General features: G+C 66.4%; 28 protein-coding genes. 26 read left to right on the top strand and 2 right to left on the bottom strand.

Translation table 11 applies throughout. The features are described 5' to 3' along the window. The first annotated feature begins 119 nt into the window (after positions 1 to 119). Positions 120 to 1,307 (top strand): elongation factor Tu, encoded by a 1,188-nt coding sequence (tuf, locus tag CIK71_RS00825; protein WP_096163295.1) that lies wholly within the window; start codon positions 120 to 122, stop codon positions 1,305 to 1,307. A gap of 356 nt (positions 1,308 to 1,663) precedes the next feature. Here tuf and CIK71_RS00820 read toward each other — a convergent pair whose 3' ends face one another. Continuing rightward, positions 1,664 to 2,653, bottom strand: a complete 990-nt coding sequence (locus CIK71_RS00820) for a general stress protein (protein WP_096163294.1) — start codon at positions 2,651 to 2,653, stop codon at positions 1,664 to 1,666. A gap of 315 nt (positions 2,654 to 2,968) precedes the next feature. Between CIK71_RS00820 and ngcE the strand changes: the two genes are divergently transcribed. The 14 genes from ngcE (at position 2,969) to rpsQ (ending at position 12,506) form a co-directional block, all read left to right on the top strand. Then, on the top strand, positions 2,969 to 4,423 hold the full coding sequence (gene ngcE, locus CIK71_RS00815) for an N-acetylglucosamine/diacetylchitobiose ABC transporter substrate-binding protein (RefSeq protein WP_096163293.1): 1,455 nt from the start codon (positions 2,969 to 2,971) through the stop codon (positions 4,421 to 4,423). After that, positions 4,420 to 5,391, top strand: coding sequence for a carbohydrate ABC transporter permease (locus CIK71_RS00810; protein WP_096163292.1), 972 nt, complete (start codon positions 4,420 to 4,422; stop codon positions 5,389 to 5,391). The genes ngcE and CIK71_RS00810 overlap by 4 nt, the downstream gene beginning before the upstream one ends. Beyond that, positions 5,388 to 6,296: a carbohydrate ABC transporter permease gene (locus tag CIK71_RS00805; protein ID WP_096163291.1), complete on the top strand. Its 909-nt coding sequence runs from the start codon at positions 5,388 to 5,390 to the stop codon at positions 6,294 to 6,296. The genes CIK71_RS00810 and CIK71_RS00805 overlap by 4 nt, the downstream gene beginning before the upstream one ends. A 518-nt stretch (positions 6,297 to 6,814) precedes the next feature. Beyond that, the gene (rpsJ, locus tag CIK71_RS00800) at positions 6,815 to 7,123 is read left to right on the top strand and encodes a 30S ribosomal protein S10 (RefSeq protein WP_087484116.1); all 309 of its coding nucleotides are present in this window, start codon (positions 6,815 to 6,817) and stop codon (positions 7,121 to 7,123) included. 11 nt (positions 7,124 to 7,134) lie between these two features. Further along, positions 7,135 to 7,815 (top strand): 50S ribosomal protein L3, encoded by a 681-nt coding sequence (gene rplC / locus CIK71_RS00795; RefSeq protein WP_096163290.1) that lies wholly within the window; start codon positions 7,135 to 7,137, stop codon positions 7,813 to 7,815. A gap of 5 nt (positions 7,816 to 7,820) precedes the next feature. Continuing rightward, positions 7,821 to 8,762 carry a 50S ribosomal protein L4, sunset domain variant gene (rplD, locus tag CIK71_RS00790; protein ID WP_096163289.1) on the top strand — a complete coding sequence of 314 codons (942 nt, stop codon included), beginning with the start codon at positions 7,821 to 7,823 and terminating at the stop codon, positions 8,760 to 8,762. Further along, on the top strand, positions 8,759 to 9,061 hold the full coding sequence (rplW, locus tag CIK71_RS00785; protein ID WP_096163288.1) for a 50S ribosomal protein L23: 303 nt from the start codon (positions 8,759 to 8,761) through the stop codon (positions 9,059 to 9,061). The genes rplD and rplW overlap by 4 nt, the downstream gene beginning before the upstream one ends. A 46-nt stretch (positions 9,062 to 9,107) precedes the next feature. Further along, entirely contained in the window at positions 9,108 to 9,944 is an 837-nt protein-coding gene (rplB, locus tag CIK71_RS00780) for a 50S ribosomal protein L2 (RefSeq protein ID WP_096163287.1), read from the top strand. An 18-nt stretch (positions 9,945 to 9,962) separates the two neighbouring features. Further along, a complete protein-coding gene (gene rpsS / locus CIK71_RS00775) occupies positions 9,963 to 10,244 on the top strand; it encodes a 30S ribosomal protein S19 (RefSeq protein WP_096163286.1) in 282 nt (93 codons plus the stop codon). Positions 10,245 to 10,297: 53 nt separating this feature from the next. After that, positions 10,298 to 10,651, top strand: coding sequence for a 50S ribosomal protein L22 (gene rplV, locus CIK71_RS00770; protein WP_096163285.1), 354 nt, complete (start codon positions 10,298 to 10,300; stop codon positions 10,649 to 10,651). A gap of 10 nt (positions 10,652 to 10,661) precedes the next feature. After that, positions 10,662 to 11,501 carry a 30S ribosomal protein S3 gene (gene rpsC / locus CIK71_RS00765; RefSeq protein WP_096163284.1) on the top strand — a complete coding sequence of 280 codons (840 nt, stop codon included), beginning with the start codon at positions 10,662 to 10,664 and terminating at the stop codon, positions 11,499 to 11,501. A 5-nt stretch (positions 11,502 to 11,506) separates the two neighbouring features. Next, on the top strand, positions 11,507 to 11,926 hold the full coding sequence (gene rplP, locus CIK71_RS00760) for a 50S ribosomal protein L16 (protein ID WP_096163283.1): 420 nt from the start codon (positions 11,507 to 11,509) through the stop codon (positions 11,924 to 11,926). Then, positions 11,926 to 12,159 (top strand): 50S ribosomal protein L29, encoded by a 234-nt coding sequence (gene rpmC, locus CIK71_RS00755; protein ID WP_096163282.1) that lies wholly within the window; start codon positions 11,926 to 11,928, stop codon positions 12,157 to 12,159. The genes rplP and rpmC overlap by 1 nt, the downstream gene beginning before the upstream one ends. Positions 12,160 to 12,179: 20 nt before the next feature. Beyond that, positions 12,180 to 12,506, top strand: coding sequence for a 30S ribosomal protein S17 (rpsQ, locus tag CIK71_RS00750; RefSeq protein ID WP_096163281.1), 327 nt, complete (start codon positions 12,180 to 12,182; stop codon positions 12,504 to 12,506). 85 nt (positions 12,507 to 12,591) lie between these two features. On the opposite strand, the gene CIK71_RS00745 is transcribed toward rpsQ, so the two are convergent. Next, a complete protein-coding gene (locus CIK71_RS00745; protein ID WP_096163280.1) occupies positions 12,592 to 13,047 on the bottom strand; it encodes a hypothetical protein in 456 nt (151 codons plus the stop codon). Positions 13,048 to 13,542: 495 nt separating this feature from the next. On the opposite strand from CIK71_RS00745, the gene rplN reads away from it, so the two are divergent. From rplN to secY, 11 genes are all read left to right on the top strand, one after another. Further along, positions 13,543 to 13,911, top strand: a complete 369-nt coding sequence (rplN, locus tag CIK71_RS00740; RefSeq protein WP_096163279.1) for a 50S ribosomal protein L14 — start codon at positions 13,543 to 13,545, stop codon at positions 13,909 to 13,911. Position 13,912: 1 nt separating this feature from the next. Beyond that, positions 13,913 to 14,299, top strand: coding sequence for a 50S ribosomal protein L24 (rplX, locus tag CIK71_RS00735; RefSeq protein ID WP_096163278.1), 387 nt, complete (start codon positions 13,913 to 13,915; stop codon positions 14,297 to 14,299). Next, the gene (gene rplE, locus CIK71_RS00730; protein ID WP_096163277.1) at positions 14,299 to 14,871 is read left to right on the top strand and encodes a 50S ribosomal protein L5; all 573 of its coding nucleotides are present in this window, start codon (positions 14,299 to 14,301) and stop codon (positions 14,869 to 14,871) included. Before rplX ends, rplE begins: the two co-directional genes overlap by 1 nt. A 1-nt stretch (position 14,872) precedes the next feature. Beyond that, complete coding sequence (locus tag CIK71_RS00725; RefSeq protein WP_096163276.1) at positions 14,873 to 15,058, top strand: type Z 30S ribosomal protein S14; 186 nt, start codon at positions 14,873 to 14,875, stop codon at positions 15,056 to 15,058. Positions 15,059 to 15,129: 71 nt separating this feature from the next. Next, positions 15,130 to 15,528: a 30S ribosomal protein S8 gene (gene rpsH, locus CIK71_RS00720; protein ID WP_096163275.1), complete on the top strand. Its 399-nt coding sequence runs from the start codon at positions 15,130 to 15,132 to the stop codon at positions 15,526 to 15,528. 21 nt (positions 15,529 to 15,549) lie between these two features. Further along, positions 15,550 to 16,092 carry a 50S ribosomal protein L6 gene (gene rplF / locus CIK71_RS00715; protein WP_096163274.1) on the top strand — a complete coding sequence of 181 codons (543 nt, stop codon included), beginning with the start codon at positions 15,550 to 15,552 and terminating at the stop codon, positions 16,090 to 16,092. Positions 16,093 to 16,094: 2 nt separating this feature from the next. After that, positions 16,095 to 16,481, top strand: coding sequence for a 50S ribosomal protein L18 (gene rplR, locus CIK71_RS00710; RefSeq protein WP_096163383.1), 387 nt, complete (start codon positions 16,095 to 16,097; stop codon positions 16,479 to 16,481). 36 nt (positions 16,482 to 16,517) lie between these two features. Continuing rightward, positions 16,518 to 17,207 (top strand): 30S ribosomal protein S5, encoded by a 690-nt coding sequence (rpsE, locus tag CIK71_RS00705; protein ID WP_096163273.1) that lies wholly within the window; start codon positions 16,518 to 16,520, stop codon positions 17,205 to 17,207. Further along, entirely contained in the window at positions 17,204 to 17,386 is a 183-nt protein-coding gene (gene rpmD / locus CIK71_RS00700) for a 50S ribosomal protein L30 (protein ID WP_158542032.1), read from the top strand. The genes rpsE and rpmD overlap by 4 nt, the downstream gene beginning before the upstream one ends. A gap of 5 nt (positions 17,387 to 17,391) precedes the next feature. After that, positions 17,392 to 17,850: a 50S ribosomal protein L15 gene (gene rplO / locus CIK71_RS00695; protein ID WP_096163271.1), complete on the top strand. Its 459-nt coding sequence runs from the start codon at positions 17,392 to 17,394 to the stop codon at positions 17,848 to 17,850. A 157-nt stretch (positions 17,851 to 18,007) separates the two neighbouring features. After that, complete coding sequence (gene secY / locus CIK71_RS00690) at positions 18,008 to 19,312, top strand: preprotein translocase subunit SecY (protein WP_096163270.1); 1,305 nt, start codon at positions 18,008 to 18,010, stop codon at positions 19,310 to 19,312. Positions 19,313 to 19,335: the final 23 nt, after the last annotated feature.

The raw sequence follows: 19,335 nt of genomic DNA, 5'->3' as shown, positions 1-19,335 counted from the left end.
GGGGGAACAGGTAGGCTCCTTCTCCTGCTCCCCCTCTTCCATCGGGCCGCCTCCCACCAGGAGGGGCACCGATCCCGATCCAGAAGTACCACGATTAGAAGTCCTAGGAGGACAACATCATGGCCAAGGCCAAGTTCGAGCGGACCAAGCCGCACGTCAACATCGGCACCATCGGTCACGTCGACCATGGCAAGACCACGCTGAGCGCAGCGATCTCCAAGGTTCTGTACGACCGGTTCCCGGAGATCAACCAGAAGCGTGACTTCGACACGATCGATAACGCGCCCGAGGAGAAGCAGCGCGGCATCACGATCAACGTCTCGCACATCGAGTACGAGACCGACAAGCGCCACTACGCGCACGTCGACGCCCCCGGTCACGCTGACTACGTCAAGAACATGATCACCGGCGCCGCTCAGATGGATGGCGCGATCCTCGTGGTCGCCGCCACCGACGGCCCGATGGCTCAGACCCGTGAGCACGTCCTGCTCGCCAAGCAGGTCGGCGTTCCGTACCTGCTCGCAGCTCTCAACAAGTCCGACATGGTCGACGACGAGGAGATCCTCGAGCTCGTCGAGATGGAGGTCCGCGAGATGCTGGCTTCCCAGGGCTTCGACGAGGAGGCGCCTGTCATCCAGGTGTCCGCACTCAAGGCGCTCGAGGGCGACGAGAAGTGGGTCAAGAAGGTCGAAGAGCTCATGGAAGCCGTCGACGAGAAGATTCCGGACCCGGTCCGCAACCTGGACCAGGCCTTCCTCATGCCGATCGAGGACGTCTTCACGATCCAGGGTCGTGGCACCGTCGTCACCGGCAAGGTCGACCGCGGCAAGCTGTCGATCAACTCCGAGGTCGAGATCGTCGGCATCCGCGAGCCGCAGAAGACGATCGTCACCGGCATCGAGATGTTCCACAAGCAGATGGACGAGGCCTGGGCCGGCGAGAACTGCGGCCTGCTGCTTCGTGGCACCAAGCGTGAGGACGTCGAGCGCGGCCAGGTCGTCGTGAAGCCGGGCTCCATCACCCCGCACACGAACTTCGAGGGCCAGGTCTACATCCTCTCGAAGGACGAGGGCGGCCGTCACAACCCGTTCTACTCGAACTACCGTCCGCAGTTCTACTTCCGGACCACCGACGTCACCGGCGTCATCACGCTGCCCGAGGGCACCGAGATGGTCATGCCCGGCGACAACACCGAGATGACGGTCGAGCTGATCCAGCCGATCGCCATGGAGGAGGGCCTCGGCTTCGCCATCCGTGAGGGTGGCCGCACCGTGGGCTCCGGCCGCGTCACCAAGATCATCAAGTGATCTGAGCGGGGGTGACCCCGCAGCGGTGAGGCGTTCGTCCTGCGGACGCCGAGCAGCCTGAAGGCCCCGATCCGGGATACCGGATCGGGGCCTTCATGCATTCCGGAACAATGACTCCTGCGGCTCCTGCGGCTCCTGCGGCTCCTGCGACTCGTGCGACGAAGGGCGTGCACCGGGTCCGAGACTCGGACGATGCCAGGGCCGCCGACTGGGGGCAGAACGACTGGCTTGGCCCCGGGGCGCAACGGCTGCGCAGGTCCTCGCCTGGAGGGGCCGGCAGAGAAGAACCCCAGAGAAGAACCCCTGCTCCACACGACGTGGAACAGGGGTTCGGCCAACCCCGGGGAGCTGTTCGGTCAGCGACCTCGGTGGTAGTAGTCCTGAGGATCCTCGGGGCGATCCTCGCCGAAGCGGGGCTCAGCGGCGGGATCCACCTCGGGATCGGAGGAGTGAGGCCGAGAGTCTTCGTGCAGGGGAGTGCCGGCCGGCTGTCCGAAGCTGGGACGCGAGGGTCGCCCCGGGGTCTCAGAGGTCGGGGCCGACGGAGCACTCGGAGCCGGTTGGCCGTAGAGCGGGCGGCCCGTCGGAGTCTCTGCTCCCGGCGCAGCCGGTGCCGACGGGGCGGATCGCGAACCCGGCTGGCCCCCACCCGGCTGCTGCGGCGCGTTCTGCCGCGGTGCGGCCGGGTGATCGGCACCGGAGGACGGGCGGCCTCCCTGCTGGCTGGCGCCGAACGATCCCGATCCCTGCGGGCTCGCGCCGAAGGGGCCTGAACCCTGCTGCTTCGCGCCGAACTGACCGGCAGGGCCGCTGTGGCCCGGCAGCGGGGTGGCAGGGGAGACCGGTGCCGGGGCGGGTGACGCCCCCGACTCCGCGAGCAGGCGGCGCGCCTGATCAGCATGCTTGTGCTCCACGAGGAGCTCGTACTGCATCGGGATCGTCGCGACCATCGAGGTGAAGTCCCGCTTGCCGCCGGACATCGCGTACCCGATGACCGACCACACGGTGAAGAAGACGATGCCCAGCAGCACGCTGGTGAGCACCACGAGCACGTTGCTGGGCGTGATGAACATGAGCAGCAGCCCGAGGAACAGGCCCATCCACAGGCCCGACAGCACGCCCTGGCCGATCACCCGCCCCCAGGTCTTCCGGCCGGTGACCCGCTCCATCAGCTTGAGGTCGGTGCCGACGATGAGAGTGCTCTGGACCGGGAAGTGGTTGTCGGCGAGCGTATCCACCACGGCCTGGACCTCCTGATACGTGCTGTAGACCCCGAGGGAGCGCGGATACTCCAGGTCGTACAGTCGCGCGGTCAGGGGCGAGGCGGATCGTGGTGGCTGTGTCATGGGGCTACCGTAATCGAGCAGACCCGGAGCGGGCTGGATGTGCGCAGGACGCCCCGTGTGAGCAGCTGGCGAGATCGCCGCCGATGGCGCCGCCCGGGTGGCGCACTGGTGCCGCCCGGGGGAGCGGTTCGCGCCTGTCACGCGCAGCGACATCACAGTTCGATGACACGTGTTCACCTTCGACGTACCTCCGACCGGAAGTGGGCTGGACCACGTAGCATGTCGAGCACCACTCGTCCCGTGGGACGAGCAGCTGTGCAGCTTCGTGGTGCACGAGCGACCTTTTCGACGACGAAGACGAAAGAGGACCCGATCATGGGCACTTCCCCTGAGGACATGACCCCGCTCGACAGGCTCGGCGCCTCTCGACGCAATTTCCTGGCGCTCGCCTCAGCAGGCACCGGCGCCGTCGCTCTGAGCGCCTGCGCCGCCGGCGGAGGCGGGGACGACGACGAGTCCGATGCGGGCGGCGCGCCCGAAGGCGGCGGCGAGGTCAGCGACGACAACCCGTTCGGCATGGCCGAGGACGAGCCGGTCGATGTCGTCATCTTCAATGGTGGCTATGGAGATCAGTACGCCAAGGACTCCGGCGAGAAGTATCAGGAGCTGCACCCCGACTCCGAGGCGAAGGTCAGCTCGACGGTCAACATCCAGTCGGACCTCCAGCCCCGCTTCATCGGCGGCAACCCGCCGGATCTCTTCGACAACTCCGGCGCCCAGTCGATGAACGCGTCGGCCCTGATCTCCGAGGGCAGCCTTGCAGAGCTCGACAGCCTGATCGACGCGCCCTCCCTGGACGGCGACGGCACGATCGGAGACACGCTCCTGCCGGGGGTCCTCTCGCCGGGGACCTATTCGGGCAAGCTCTTCGCCCTGAACTACATGTACACCGTCTTCGCCCTGTGGTACTCGGCGAAGCAGTTCGAGGACAAGGGCTGGGAAACGCCCAAGACCTGGGACGACGTCATGACCATCGGCGAGGCGGCGAAGGGCGAGGATCTCGCGCTGTTCGCCTGGGGCGGCCAGAACGCGGCGGACTACTACCACGAACTCGCGATCTCGATGGCGATCAAGGAGGCCGGGCCGGACCTGGCCAAGAAGCTGGACTCGCTCGATGACGACGCCTATTCGCAGGACGCCGTGGTCGCGGCGTTCACCGCGATCGAGGATGCCGTCTCCGCCGGCTACTTCCTCTCCGGCGGCGCCGGCATCAAGCACACCGAGGCGCAGACCGAATGGGTGACGGGCAAGGCCGTCATGTACCCCTCCGGATCCTGGATCGAGAACGAGCAGCGCGACACCACGCCCGACGACTACGAGATGACCGGCGCGGCGACGCCCATGCTCAGCGAGTCCGCAGCGATGGGTGAGGCGGCGATGCACGGCGCCGCCGGAGAACCCTTCATGGTGCCGGCGAAGGCGGCCAACGGCGCCGGTGGCCTCGAGTTCCTGCGCGTCATGCTCAGCAAGGAGATGTGCCAGAACTTCTCCGAGCTCACCTCGTCGATGACGATCGTGCAGGACACCATCCCCGAGGATGCCTTCGGCTCCACCGCGCTCGCCTCCGTCAACGCGATGACCGAGGCTGCGGGCGATGACGTCTTCAACTTCAACTTCACCGACTGGTACGGGCTCGGAGACGACTTCAAGCCGCTGTGGGCCGAGTTCCTCAACGGTGACCTGACCGCCGAGCAGGCGCTCGAGAAGTCCCAGGAGGTCATCGACAAGGTCCGGGAGGACGACGGCATCGAGAAGTTCGACGTCGAATGATGGCTGCAGTCCCCACCGCCGCACCCCCCGCGGCCACACCGTCGGCCCGGGGGATGCGGCGCCGTCTGACGCCCTCGCGAGTGCTGTTCTTCGCCTTGTTCCTCGGGCTGCCGCTGGTGGTCTACGTGGTCTTCGTGGTGTCGCCGTTCCTGCAGGCGTTCTACTACTCGATGACCGACTGGCGCGGCCTCGCCCGCGCCCCGCAGTGGATCGGGCTGGACAACTACGTCACGCTCGCGAACGACCCGATCTTCCGCAAGGCGCTCTCGAACAACCTGATCCTCATGATCCTGCTGCCCACGATCACGATCACGCTGTCGTTCGCGCTCGCGGTGCTGGTCACCGTGGGCGGGAACAGCAGGGGGAAGATCTCCGGGATCCCGGGAGCGGCCGTCTTCCGCATCGTGAGCTTCTTCCCGTACGTGATCCCGGCGGTCGTCGTCGGCATCCTGTTCGGGTTCATCTACTCGCCCAACGGGGGCCTGCTCAACGGTGGGCTGAACGTGCTCGGGCTGGACGTCTCGATCGCCTGGCTGGGCGACCGCCGACTGGCGATGCCGGCGGTGATGGCGGCAGTCATCTGGAGCCTCGTGGGCTTCTACATGGTGCTGTTCGTCGCGGCGATCAAGTCCATCCCGTCCGAGATCGTCGAGGCCGCGCGTATCGACGGTGCCGGGCGTCTGCGCCTGGCGGTGCGGGTCATCCTGCCGATGGTGCGGGAGAACGTCTCCACCGCCGCGGTCTACATGGGGATCATGGCGCTGGACATGTTCGTCTACATCAATGTCATGACGCCCAGCGGCGGCATCGGCAAGAGCACCGAGGTGGTCTCGCGGTACCTGTACGAGACCGCGTTCAGCGAGTCCCGCTTCGGGCTCGCCTCCGCCATGGGTGTCGTGATGGCGCTGGTGACCATGCTGATGGCCGTGATCGTCCTGTTCGGGACCCGGCAGAAGGGGGACGAATGAGCGTCTCGCACACCACCGCGCCGGCCGGCACCGAGCAGCCCCGGCCGCCGGCGCAGCAGCGTCGCAACCGCGGCCCTGCAGGCGACCGGATCTTCACGGTCGTCGCCCAGATCATCCTGGGCATCTGGTCGCTGCTGGTGATCCTGCCGCTGGTCTGGACCGTCTTCAGCTCGTTCAAGTCGACGAAGGGGATCCTGTCCTCGCCGTTCGCGCTGCCCGAGGAATGGAACTTCGACAACTTCGTGCGGGCGTGGAGCCAGGCCGGCATCGGCCGCTTCTTCGGCAACACCGTGCTCGTCGTCGGCTGTGCATTGATCCTGGTGATGCTGCTGGGGGCGATGTGCGCCTATGTCCTGTCCCGGTACACCTTCCCGGGTCGCAGGATCATCTATTACGCCCTCATCGCGGGCCTCACGTTCCCGCTGTTCCTCGCCGTGGTGCCGCTGTTCTTCATCATGGAGTCGATGCACATCCGGGGCACGTACTTCGGACTGATCATGGCCTACGTGGGCTTCGCGCTCCCGTTCACCGTGTTCTTCCTGTACGCCTTCTTCCGGCAGCTGCCGGAGGAGATCGCCGAGGCGGCAGCGATCGACGGTGCGGGGGACTTCCGCACCTTCTTCCAGGTGATGCTGCCGATGTCGGGACCGGGGATGGCCAGCGTGACCATCTTCAACTTCCTGGGACTGTGGAACCAGTTCCTGCTCCCGATCGTGCTGAACACCGATTCGGACAAGTTCGTCCTCGCGCAGGGCCTGGTGAATCTGCAGGCTCAGCAGGGATACCGTTCGGACTGGGCGGCGATGTTCGCCTCGGTGACGATCACGATCCTGCCGGTGCTGATCGTGTACATGATCTTCCAGCGCCAGCTCTCCGGCGGGATCGGTCCGAGCACGAACAAGTGACCGCCCCTCTCGAGGCGGCGCCGTTCCCGGCGTCGCCGTGGAGGGTCTGTCGTCGAGGACCAGGTCTGCCTCCGAAGCAGTCTCGAGGCCCTCGACGCGGCTCCCGCCACGGCACACCCGCATACCCGCATCCCGGCGCACCGGCCGCGTCCCGCGAAGTCCGCAGGACGCGGCCGGTCCGCTGTGCTGCGTGATCTGTGACGGGGTGCACGCGACCTCCCCTTGTGAGGCACTCGGAGGCGTGGCAGACTAGACGAGTTGTCTGCGTGGGCCGATATTCCCGGTTCCGTTCTCCCAGGCTCTTGGCCCGGGCGAATGATCACCGGATGAGGTCCATCCCGAGGATGCGAACTGTGCCATTGCGCAGATCGCGCATCGAGACGAGGGAACAGACGCAGAAGCAGCCGATACTCGGCGGCCGCAGGCTGGGCTCGTGTGCCCCGCGGAGGCCGACACGCCCGTCCTCGGGTACCGGGGATCGGGTGTATCCATGCCAGACGAAAGAGAGACAGGACGCCATGGCGGGACAGAAGATCCGCATCCGGCTCAAGTCGTACGACCACGAGGTGATCGACACCTCCGCGCGCAAGATCGTGGACACGGTCACCAGCGCGGGCGCGACTGTTGTGGGCCCGGTGCCGCTGCCGACGGAGAAGAACGTGTTCTGTGTGATCCGTTCTCCCCACAAGTACAAGGACTCTCGTGAGCACTTCGAGATGCGTACGCACAAGCGACTGATCGACATCGTCGATCCCACGCCCAAGGCCGTGGATTCGCTCATGCGTCTCGATCTGCCCGCAGATGTCAATATCGAGATCAAGCTCTGAGGCAGGTGGACATGAGCAACGAACTGACCGGCCAGAAGGCCCGTCCGGTGTCCGGCGTGCTCGGCACCAAGCTCGGCATGACCCAGGTCTGGGACGAGAACGGAAAGCTCGTCCCGGTCACCGTCGTGCAGACCGGTGCGAACGTCGTGACCCAGATCCGGTCCGTCGAGACCGACGGCTACGACGCCGTGCAGATCGCCTACGGGCAGATCGACCCGCGCAAGGTGTCGGCCCCGCTCAAGGGCCACTTCGAGAAGGCCGGCGTGACCCCCCGCCGTCACCTCGTCGAGCTGCGCACCGGCAACGCCGGTGACTACTCCCTCGGCCAGGAGATCGACGCGTCGATCTTCGAGTCGGGCCAGAAGGTCGACGTCGTCGGCACCTCCAAGGGCAAGGGCACCGCGGGCGTCATGAAGCGCCACGGGTTCGCCGGTGTCGGCGCTTCTCACGGCCAGCACCGCAACCACCGCAAGCCGGGTTCCATCGGCGGCGCCTCCACCCCCGGTCGTGTCTTCAAGGGTCAGCGCATGGCTGGCCGTATGGGCAGCGACCGCACCAGTGTCCAGAATCTGACCGTTCACGCGGTCGACGCCGAGAAGGGCCTCGTGCTCGTCAAGGGTGCCGTTCCCGGCCCCAAGGGCGGCCTCGTGCTCGTCCGCTCGGCTGTCAAGAGCCCCGCGAAGGAGGCCTGAGCCCGATGGCAGCGAACCTGACTGTCGACGTGCTCGATACGGCCGGTAAGAAGTCCGGCACCGTCGAGCTGCCCGCGTCGATCTTCGACGTGCAGACGAACGTGGCCCTGATCCACCAGGTGGTCGTCGCCCAGCAGGCGGCCGCTCGTCAGGGCACCCACAAGGCCAAGACCCGCGCCGAGGTGCGTGGCGGCGGCAAGAAGCCCTGGAAGCAGAAGGGCACCGGTCGTGCCCGTCAGGGCTCCCTCCGTGCGCCGCAGTTCGCCGGTGGCGGCACCGTCCACGGGCCCGTCCCGCGTGACTACAGCCAGCGCACCCCGAAGAAGATGAAGGCCGCCGCCCTGCGCGGAGCCCTCTCGGATCGGGCCCGCAACGGCCGCGTCCACGTGGTGTCGTCCCTCCTGACCGGAGATGTCGCCTCCACCAAGGCCGCGCGCATCACCCTGTCCCACGTCTCCGACCGCCGGCACGTGCTGGTCGTCGTGCGTCGTGACGACGATCTGGGCGCGCTGAGCTCCCGCAACCTGCCTGTCGCCCACGTCCTGTACGCGGACCAGGTGAACACCTACGACGTCATGCTCGCCGACGACGTGGTCTTCACCTCCGGTGCGCTCGAGGACTTCGTGGCCCAGGCGACCCTGACGCTCCCCACCTCGACCTTCGCCACGGCGAGGTCCGCTGCTGCCGCTCCGGCCGCCGCTGTCGAGGAGGCCCCCCACGGTGCAGGTTCGGCGGCCCCCCTGGCCGACGGCTCCGCTCCCGAGGGCTTCACGATCAAGGGCAACCAGGGCTCGATGAAGTTCCACACCGAGGACTCCCCGTGGTACGGCCGCACCAAGGCCGAGGTCTGGTTCACGACCGAGGAGGCCGCCAAGGCCGCCGGATTCGTGAACGCGGTCAAGGAGTCCACCCCGGCCGATGAGGCCGCCGAGGAGGAGTCGAAGTGACCTCGCTGAACAAGGATCCCCGCGACGTCCTGCTGGCCCCGGTCGTCTCCGAGAAGAGCTACGGGCTGATGGACAACGGCAAGTACACCTTCCTGGTGGCTGCCGACGCCAACAAGACCGAGATCAAGATCGCCGTCGAGAAGGTCTTCGACGTCAAGGTCGCCTCGGTGAACACGATCAACCGTCAGGGCAAGTCGCGCCGCACGCGCTTCGGCACCGGCAAGCGCAAGGACACCAAGCGCGCCATCGTCACCCTGAACGACGGAGCCATCGACATCTTCGGAGGGTCGGTCGCCTGAGGCGGCCGATATCCGAGGAGCCGAAGAGAGTCTGAGGGAAACCCACATGGCAATTCGTAAGAGCAAGCCGACCACCCCCGGTCGTCGCGGCTCGAGTGGCGCCGACTTCGTCGAGGTCACCCGGTCCACGCCGGAGAAGACGCTGGTCCGACCGCTGTCCAAGTCCGGCGGTCGCAACAGCAACGGCCGTATCACGTCCCGTCACCGGGGCGGCGGCCACAAGCGTGCCTACCGCGTGATCGACTTCCGTCGTCACGACAAGGACGGCATCAACGCGAAGGTCGCTCACATCGAGTACGACCCCAACCGCACCGCGCGCATCGCGCTGCTGCACTACGTCGACGGCGAGAAGCGTTACATCCTCGCTCCGGCCAAGCTGCGCCAGGGCGACTGGATCGAGAACGGTCCGGGCGCGGACATCAAGCCCGGCAACAACCTGCCGCTGCGCAACATCCCCCTGGGCACCGTGGTGCACGCGATCGAGCTCCGGCCCGGTGGCGGCGCCAAGATCGCCCGCAGCGCCGGCGCCTCCGTGCAGCTGGTCGCCAAGGAGGGTCAGCATGCGCAGCTGCGCATGCCCTCCGGGGAGATCCGCAACGTCGATGCGCGCTGCCGCGCGACCATCGGCGAGGTGGGCAACGCCGAGCAGTCCAACATCAACTGGGGCAAGGCCGGCCGCATGCGCTGGAAGGGCAAGCGCCCTCACGTGCGCGGCGTGGTCATGAACCCCGTCGATCACCCCCATGGTGGCGGCGAAGGCCGTACCTCCGGTGGTCGCCATCCGGTTTCGCCCTGGGGTCAGCCCGAGGGCCGCACCCGTCGGCCGGGCAAGGAGAGCGACAAGCTCATCGTGCGCCGTCGTCGGACCGGCAAGAAGCGCTGATAGGGAGAAGCAGAGACAATGCCTCGCAGTATCGCCAAGGGCCCCTTCGTGGACGATCACCTTCAGAAGAAGGTCGATGTCCAGAACGAAAAGGGCACCAAGAATCTCATCAAGACCTGGTCGCGTCGTTCGGTGGTCACCCCGGACTTCCTCGGCCACACCTTCGCAGTGCACGACGGCCGCAAGCACGTCACGGTGTTCATCACCGAGTCGATGGTCGGCCACAAGCTCGGCGAGTTCGCTCCCACGCGGACTTTCAAGGGCCACGAGAAGGACGACAGAAAGGGCCGTCGTCGCTGACCTCGAGTCAGCACGGCAGCACGTCCCGACACCCAGAAGAAAGCAGGACAGCAATGGAAGCCAAGGCGCAGGTGCGGCATCTCCGCATGTCGCCCATGAAGGCTCGCCGCGTTGTGGACCTGATTCGTGGCAAGAGCACGGCCGAGGCCCTGGACATTCTGCGGTTCGCTCCGCAGTCCGCCAGTGAGTCCGTCCTCAAGCTCGTCGAGTCCGCGATCGCCAACGCGCGGGTGAAGGCAGATCAGGCAGGGGAGCGCTTCGATGAGCGCGAACTCGCCATCTCCGCCGCCTTCGTCGATGAGGGTCCGACCATGAAGCGGTTCCAGCCGCGTGCACAGGGTCGAGCCTTCCAGATCAAGAAGCGCAGCAGCCACGTCACCGTGGTCGTCGCTCCCGTGAACAAGTAAGGAGTCCCGAATGGGCCAGAAGGTCAATCCGAACGGGTTCCGTCTCGGGATCACGACGGAGCACACGAGCCGTTGGTTCGCCGATTCCTCCAAGGAGGGTCAGCGCTACCGCGACTACGTGAAGGAAGACGTCGCGATCCGCGAACTCATGTCCAAGGGCATGGAGCGGGCCGGCATCTCCAAGATCGAGATCGAGCGCACCCGTGACCGCGTCCGCGTCGACCTCCACACCGCCCGCCCGGGCATCGTCATCGGGCGTCGTGGTGCAGAGGCCGAGCGTCTGCGCGGAGCACTGGAGAAGCTCACCGGCAAGCAGATCCAGCTGAACATCCTCGAGGTCAAGAACCCCGAGGCCGACTCTCAGCTGGTCGCACAGGGCATCGCCGAGCAGCTCGCCGCCCGTGTCTCCTTCCGTCGTGCGATGCGCAAGGGCATGCAGTCCGCCCAGCGTGCCGGCGCGAAGGGCATCCGAGTGGCCGTCTCCGGTCGCCTCGGTGGCGCCGAGATGAGCCGTAACGAGTTCTACCGCGAGGGTCGCGTGCCGCTGCACACCCTTCGCGCGAACATCGACTATGGCTTCTACGAGGCCCGCACCGCCTTCGGCCGTATCGGCGTGAAGGTGTGGATCTACAAGGGCGACGTCACCGCCAAGGAGCTCGCGGCTCAGCAGGCCGCCTCGCAGGGTCCCCGCTCCGGCGGCCGTGGTCCTCGTGCCGAGCGCCCCCGTGGCCGTCGTAACGAGCGCAACGCCTCCGCGCGTCGGGAGAACACGGACTCTGCACCGCAGAGCGCCGCTCCCGCCGAGCAGACCGCGTCCGCTCCCGCACAGCAGTCCGGAACGGAGGCCTGAGCGACATGCTGATCCCCCGCAGGACCAAGCACCGCAAGCAGCACCACCCGACCCGCAGCGGCATGGCCAAGGGCGGCACCGAGCTCGCGTTCGGCGACTACGGCATCCAGGCGCTCGCGCCTGCCTACGTCACCAACCGTCAGATCGAGGCTGCACGTATCGCCATGACCCGCTACATGAAGCGTGGCGGCAAGGTGTTCATCAACATCTACCCCGATCGACCCCTCACCAAGAAGCCTGCCGAGGTCCGCATGGGCTCCGGTAAGGGCTCTGTGGAGTGGTGGATCGCCAACATCAAGCCGGGACGGGTCATGTTCGAGATCGCCGGTGTCGACGAGGACGTTGCTCGTGAGGCCCTGCGCCTTGCGATGCACAAGCTCCCCATGAAGTGCCGCATTCTGAGCCGAGAGGGTGGTGACATCTGATGGCAGCGACCAAGCTCACCGCCGAGGAGATCGACAAGCTGGACGACCTCAAGCTTGCCGAAGAACTGGCCAAGGCCAAGGACGAGCTGTTCAAGCTTCGTTTCCAGTCCGCTACCGGTCAGCTCGAAAGCTCCGGCCGCCTGCGGTCCGTCAAGAAGGACATCGCACGGATCTACACGATCCTGCGCGAGCGCGAGCTGGGCATCCGTCAGGCCCCCGGCTCCGCCGAGTGACCGCGAAGCGAGGAACAGAGATGACTGAGAACAGCAAGGCCGAGTCCCCGGCCGTCGAGGAGCTCGACAAGGAAGGCGCTCACGCGTCCTCCCAGGAGCGTCCCTACCGCAAGACCGTTCGCGGCTTCGTGGTCTCCGACAAGATGGAGAAGACGATCGTCGTCGAGGTCGAGGAGCGTGTGAAGCACGCTCGCTACGGCAAGGTCACGACCAAGACCAGCAAGTTCAAGGCCCACGACGAGGAGAACACCGCCGGCATCGGCGACCGTGTCCTCATCATGGAGACCCGTCCGACCTCCGCTTCCAAGCGGTGGCGTCTGGCGGAGATCCTCGAGCGCGCCAAGTGATCCAGCGGTCCTCGTGACCGCAGCTGGAATCTGAGAAGGGCCGGTCCTCCCACAGGGAGGGCCGGCCCTTCTTGTCTGCGAGCGGCTACTGGTCGCCGGAGGTGGGGGAGGGCTCCGCGCTCTGCGGACCGTCTGCGGTGAGCCGCATCAGCAGGGCGCCGGCGTAGGCGTCCTCCGCGTGGGGCGCCCGCACCTCCTGGACCTCGCCCCGGGGGTCGAGGACAGCGGAGACGACGAAGCCGCCGTCCTGCTCGCGCCGCAGGGAGACGAAGTCCGTGCCGAGCGCGTCACGCAGCTGCTCCTCGCGGGGGATCCAGAGGGCCTCGTGCTGCTCCACGGAGTCCAGTGCCCATTCCGTGGTGCCGTTGAAGCGGAAGATCTTCTGCCCGGAACGCCCCTCGGCGGACTCGATCACCATCGACGAGAGCATGAACGCCTCGTCGCGCAGCTGCTCGGTGTCGATCGCGAACAGATCCCCCTCCGCGGGGAACCATGGAAGTCCTGCATGCTGGAGCCGTCGGGCGACGTCGATGTCGATCATGCGTCGAGTCTAGGGGTGCCCCTCGGCGCTGCGCCGAACGGATGGGCGCTGCCGTCGCAGAGCCGTCCTCTCCCGCTCCCTCTCGGCGGGACGTTCTATCGGGAGTGCGGGCCAGGAGAGCAAGGACACACCCGCTTCTTGTCCTTCGCGGGGTGACACCGCAGCGTGGTAGCGCGTAGTCTTGAGCAGTTGCCGGACGACTGTCCCCATGCGCCCCTGCGGTGTGAGAGGACGGACGTCCGTGACAGGATCCGGTAGCACCAGATCCATCCTCGCCGGAGACCTTGCACGAGACAGCGAACGTTCCGCGTTCTCCACGCTAGTGCTTGAGTCCGGCAGAGGGTTTTTTGGTGCCCGGGACCCGTCGGCGGTGACGCCAGAGGTCGCAGCTGCGACCAGCGGCGATATCGGGCATGGTCCACATTCCGTTCCGCAAGGCTCGGCCGGCTCGCTCCCGCGGGCGGGAAGAGAACCGGTGAGACGATAGGAGAACGAGTGATTCAGCAGGAGTCGCGACTGAAGGTCGCCGACAACACGGGTGCCAAGGAGATTCTGTGCATCCGCGTTCTCGGTGGCTCCGGTCGCCGTTACGCCAGCATCGGCGACACCATCGTGGCGACCGTCAAGGACGCCATCCCCGGTGGCAACGTCAAGAAGGGCGACATCATCAAGGCTGTCGTCGTCCGCACGTCCAAGGAGCGTCGTCGCGTCGACGGTTCCTACATCCGCTTCGATGAGAATGCAGCGGTGATCCTCAAGGCCGACGGGGAGCCCCGCGGTACGCGCATCTTCGGCCCGGTCGGTCGCGAGCTGCGCGACAAGCGCTTCATGAAGATCATCTCGCTGGCACCGGAGGTGCTGTGATATGGCAAAGATGAAGATCAAGAAGGGCGACCTCGTCCAGGTCATCACGGGGCGCACGAGCGACGGCGACAAGGCCGCCGCACGCAGCCTCAAGGCCGGCGACAAGGGCAAGCAGGGTCGAGTGCTGCAGGTGTTCCCCGACACCCAGCGTGTCCTCGTCGAGGGCATCAACCGTCGCACCCACCACCTCAAGGCGGACCAGGCCGGAGGCGCGGGCGGCATCGAGCAGCGCGAGGCTCCTCTGCACGTCTCGAACGTGGCCCTGGTCGACCCGGAGGACAACAAGCCGACCAAGATCGGTTACCGCGTCGAGACCGTTGAGCTCGAGAACGGCCGCTCCAAGCAGGTGCGCGTCCGCTTCGCCAAGCGCTCCGGGAAGGACATCTGATGTCAGAGACCACTGCCACGCAGACGCCCACCCCGCGTCTGAAGGCCCGCTACAACGAGTCCATCAAGACGGAGCTGACCGAGCAGTTCGGTTACCAGAACGTCATGCTGGTCCCCGGGCTGACCAAGATCGTCGTGAACATGGGCGTCGGCGACGCCGCTCGCGACTCCAAGGTCATCGACGGTGCCATCCGCGATCTCGCGGACATCACCGGACAGAAGCCCCAGGTCACCAAGGCCCGCAAGTCCATCGCGCAGTTCAAGCTGCGTGAGGGCATGCCGATCGGTGCGCACGTCACCCTGCGCAACGCTCGCATGTGGGAGTTCCTGGACCGTCTGCTGTCGACCGCGCTGCCGCGCATCCGCGATTTCCGCGGACTGTCGCCGAAGCACTTCGACGGCAACGGCAACTACACCTTCGGTCTCACGGAGCAGGTCATGTTCCACGAGATCGACCAGGACAAGATCGACCGCGTCCGCGGTATGGACATCACGGTCGTGACCACTGCGAAGACCGACGACGAGGGACGCGCGCTGCTGAAGCTGCTCGGCTTCCCCTTCAAGGAGAACTGATATGGCGAAGACAGCCCTGATCAAGAAGTCGGAGCGCAAGCCGAAGTTCGGCGTCCGCGCCTACACCCGGTGCCAGCGCTGCGGTCGACCGCATTCCGTGTACCGCAAGTTCGGGCTCTGCCGAGTCTGCCTTCGCGAGATGGCTCACCGCGGTGAGCTCCCCGGCGTGACCAAGAGCAGCTGGTAAGAACTACCGCCAGAGGTCCCGAGGCACAGCAATGATGCCGAGGGAAACCAGGTGAGGAAGAAGCAACAGACATGACCATGACCGACCCGATCGCGGACATGCTGACGCGGATCAGGAACGCCTCAGGGGCGTTCCACGAGACCGCGTCCATGCCGTACTCGAAGTTGAAGGCCCGCATTGCGGACATCCTGAAGGCTGAGGGCTACATCCTCGGTTGGACCGAGGAAGAGGCCGAGGTGGGCAGCAAGCTCGTCCTCGAGCTCAAGTACTCCGACAGCCGTGAGCGTGCCATCTCCGGGATTCGTCGAATCTCGAAGCCCGGCCTGCGTGTATACGCGAAGTCCACCAATCTGCCCAAGGTCCTCGGCGGGCTGGGCGTGGCGATCCTGTCCACGTCCTCCGGCCTTCTGACCGACAAGCAGGCTGCCACGAAGGGTGTGGGTGGGGAAGTCCTCGCCTACATCTGGTGAGCGGGAGAGGAGCAAACAACTATGTCCCGCATCGGACGCCTCCCGGTCGCAGTGCCGGCCACTGTCCAGAACGTCACCATCGATGACCGCACCGTCACGGTGACCGGTCCCAAGGGCGAGCTCAAGCACTACGTGCCCGAGCCCCTGACCGTCGAGCGCGCGGAAGACGGCTCCATCGTCGTCAGCCGCCCCGACGACGAGCGTGAGAACCGGAGCCTTCACGGCCTCACCCGCACGCTCATCAACAACATGGTCCTCGGTGTCACCGAGGGCTACACCAAGAAGCTGGAGATCGTGGGCACGGGCTACCGTGTGACCGCGAAGGGCACCGACCTCGAGTTCGCCCTCGGTTTCTCCCACCCTGTCGTGGTGAAGGCGCCCGAGGGCATCACCTTCACCGTCGATACCCCGGCCAAGTTCTCGGTCAGCGGCATCGACAAGCAGCAGGTGGGCGAGGTCGCCGCGAACATCCGCAAGATCCGCCGGCCCGAGCCCTACAAGGGCAAGGGCGTGCGGTACGCGGACGAAGTCGTGGTGCGCAAGGCCGGAAAGGCTGGTAAGTGATCATGGGTTACGCACTCAAGCACACCAAGGGCAAGGTCGGCAGCAAGCTGCGTTCGCGCGGTCGTCGTCACCTGCGTGTTCGTCGCCGTGTCATCGGCACCGCCGTGCGTCCGCGCCTGGTGGTCACCCGCTCGTCGCGCCACGTCTTCGTCCAGATCGTCGATGACTCGCTGGGCAAGACCATCGCGTCGGCGTCGACCATGGAGGCCGACCTGCGCGGCACCGAGGCACCCAAGACCGACAAGGCCCGCAGCGTCGGCGCCCTCGTCGCCGAGCGTGCCAAGGCTGCCGGGATCGACTCCGTCGTGTTCGACCGCGGCGGCAACAAGTACCACGGCCGTGTGGCAGCCGTCGCCGACGGCGCTCGCGAAGCCGGCCTGGCGCTGTGATCGCCCCCGGGACACAGGACGAGAAGAGGATCTGATATGGCTGCACAGCAGCGGAACAACGGTCCCGCGGCCTCCGGCCGGCGGGATGACAACACCACCAACACCAGCAACGACCGCGGAGGCCGCCAGGGCGGCGACCGCGGTGGCCGTCAGGGTGGCCGCGGCCGCGGACAGGACGCCGAGAAGTCGGCATTCCTCGAGCGCGTCGTGAGCATCAACCGCGTGTCGAAGGTCGTCAAGGGCGGCCGTCGTTTCTCCTTCACCGCTCTCGTGGTGGTGGGTGACGGCGACGGCACCGTCGGCGTCGGCTACGGCAAGGCCAAGGAGGTGCCCGCGGCGATCTCCAAGGGTGTCGAGGAGGCGAAGAAGAACTTCTTCCGCGTCCCGCGCATCCAGGGAACCGTCGTGCACCCCGTCCAGGGTGAGGATGCGGCAGGCGTCGTCCTGCTCCGTCCCGCCGCTCCGGGTACCGGCGTGATCGCCGGCGGTCCGGTCCGTGCGGTGCTCGAGTGCGCCGGAGTGCACGACGTGCTCTCCAAGTCGCTCGGCTCCACGAACCAGATCAACATCGTGCGGGCCACCGTCGATGCCCTGAAGCAGCTCGAGGAGCCGGAGGCCGTGGCAGCACGTCGTGGCCTCTCGGTCGAGCACGTCGCTCCGGCTGCGCTCCTGCGGGCCCAGGCCGAGGGCCGTGCAGCGGCTCGGGCCACGAAGGTGGGTGCCTGATGCAGATCAAGGTGACCCAGGTCCGTTCCGACATCGGCGGCTCCCAGAGCCAGCGCGCCACCCTGCGGGGCCTCGGCCTCAAGCGCATCGGTGACACGGTGGTGAAGGAAGATCGCCCTGAGATCCGCGGCATGGTCCGCACTGTCACCCATCTGGTGACGTTCGAAGAGGTGGACTGACTCTCATGACTGATTCCAACCAGAGTCCTCTGAAGCTTCACGACCTGCGCCCCGCGCCGGGTTCGAAGACCGCGCGCACGCGCGTCGGTCGTGGTGAGGCCTCCAAGGGCAAGACCGCCGGTCGCGGCACCAAGGGCACGAAGGCCCGTTACCAGGTGCCCGTCGGCTTCGAGGGTGGCCAGATGCCTATGCATATGCGCCTCCCGAAGCTTCGCGGCTTCACCAACCCCTTCCGCGTCGAGTACCAGGTCGTGAACCTGGCGACCCTGCAGGAGCTGTTCCCCGAGGGCGGCTCCATCACGGTCGAGGATCTCGTCGCCAAGGGCGCCGTGCGCAAGAACCAGCCCGTCAAGGTGCTGGGTTCCGGCGAGGTGAGCGTCAAGCTCGACATCACCGCGCAGAAGTTCTCCGCCTCGGCGGAGCAGAAGATCGCGGCGGCTGGCGGGTCCGTCACCACCGCGTGAGTCTCTTTTGACGGGGCACCGTCGCGCAGAATAATCTGTGCGGCGGTGCCCCGTCGTCATATCGGGGCCGGTCCGATAGCTGCAGAACATCTGCCGCGCCGGGACGGGCCGGGACGTCCTATACGGTCCTGTCCCCGGACCTCCAGGAGGGAAACTCGTGAACTCGTTCGTGCGCGCGCTGCGCACCCCCGAGCTGAGGGCGAAGATCCTCTTCACGCTCGGCCTGCTCGCGATCTATCGCCTCGGTGTCTTCGTCCCCACTCCGGGATTCGACTACACCAACGTGATGATCTGCTCCGACCAGGCGAGCTCGGGTCAGGGCGCTTCCGCGATGGGCATGATCAACATGTTCTCCGGCGGCGCTCTGCTGCAGCTCTCCGTCTTCTCCCTCGGCGTGATGCCCTACATCACGGCGTCGATCATCGTGCAGCTCCTGCGCGTGGTGATCCCGCGCTTCGAGGCCCTCCACAAGGAAGGCGCCTCGGGCACCGCGAAGCTCACCCAGTACACGCGCTACCTGACGATCGGCCTGGGCGTGCTCCAGGCCACCACGATCATCACGCTCGTGCGCTCCGGCAACTTCTTCGTCGGCTGCAACCTGCCCCTCGTGCCGGACCAGTCGATCCCCACCCTGCTGCTGATGGTGCTCGCGATGACCGTCGGCACCGTGCTGATCATGTTCATGGGCGAGATGATCACCGAGCGCGGCATCGGCAACGGCATGTCGCTGATGATCTTCACGTCCATCGCCGCCTCGTTCCCCGGCGCCCTGACCCAGGTCTTCCAGCTGCAGGGCTGGATGGTGTTCGCCCTGGTGCTCCTCGTCGCGCTCGTGGTGATGGTCGGCGTCGTGTTCGTCGAGCAGTCCCAGCGCCGCATCCCCGTTCAGTACGCCAAGCGCATGGTGGGTCGACGCATGTACGGCGGCACCTCGACCTACATCCCGATCAAGGTCAACCAGGCCGGCGTCATCCCCGTCATCTTCGCCTCCTCGATCCTCTCGCTGCCGCAGATGCTCGCGGGCTTCGGTGATCCGGAGGCCCCGTGGGTCGCCTGGATCAACCAGAATCTGGTGATGGGCTCGTCGTTCTCCCTGATCTACGCGCTCTCCTACTCGGCGCTGATCATCTTCTTCGCCTTCTTCTACACGTCGATCACCTTCAACGCCGAGGAGATCGCCGACAACATGAAGAAGTACGGCGGATTCGTGCCCAACGTCCGTGCCGGCAAGCCCACTGAGCGGTACCTGCGCTACGTGATCAACCGGATCCAGACCCCCGGCGCGCTCTACCTCGCGGTGATCTCGCTGATGCCGCTGCTCGCACTCACATTCCTGGGCGCCTCGCAGGACTTCCCGCTCGGCGGGGTGTCCCTCCTGATCATCATCGGCGTCGGCCTCGACACCGTGAAGCAGATCGACGCGAAGCTCCAGCAGCACCACTACGAAGGGATCCTCCGGTGACCAGCCCCGACCTCTCCAGCGAC

This window comes from Brachybacterium alimentarium (assembly GCF_002332425.1).
GTDB classification, from domain to species: Bacteria; Actinomycetota; Actinomycetes; order Actinomycetales; family Dermabacteraceae; genus Brachybacterium; species Brachybacterium alimentarium.
Note: the sequence above shows the minus strand (reverse complement) of the source record. Positions and strands in the feature narration are given on the sequence as shown.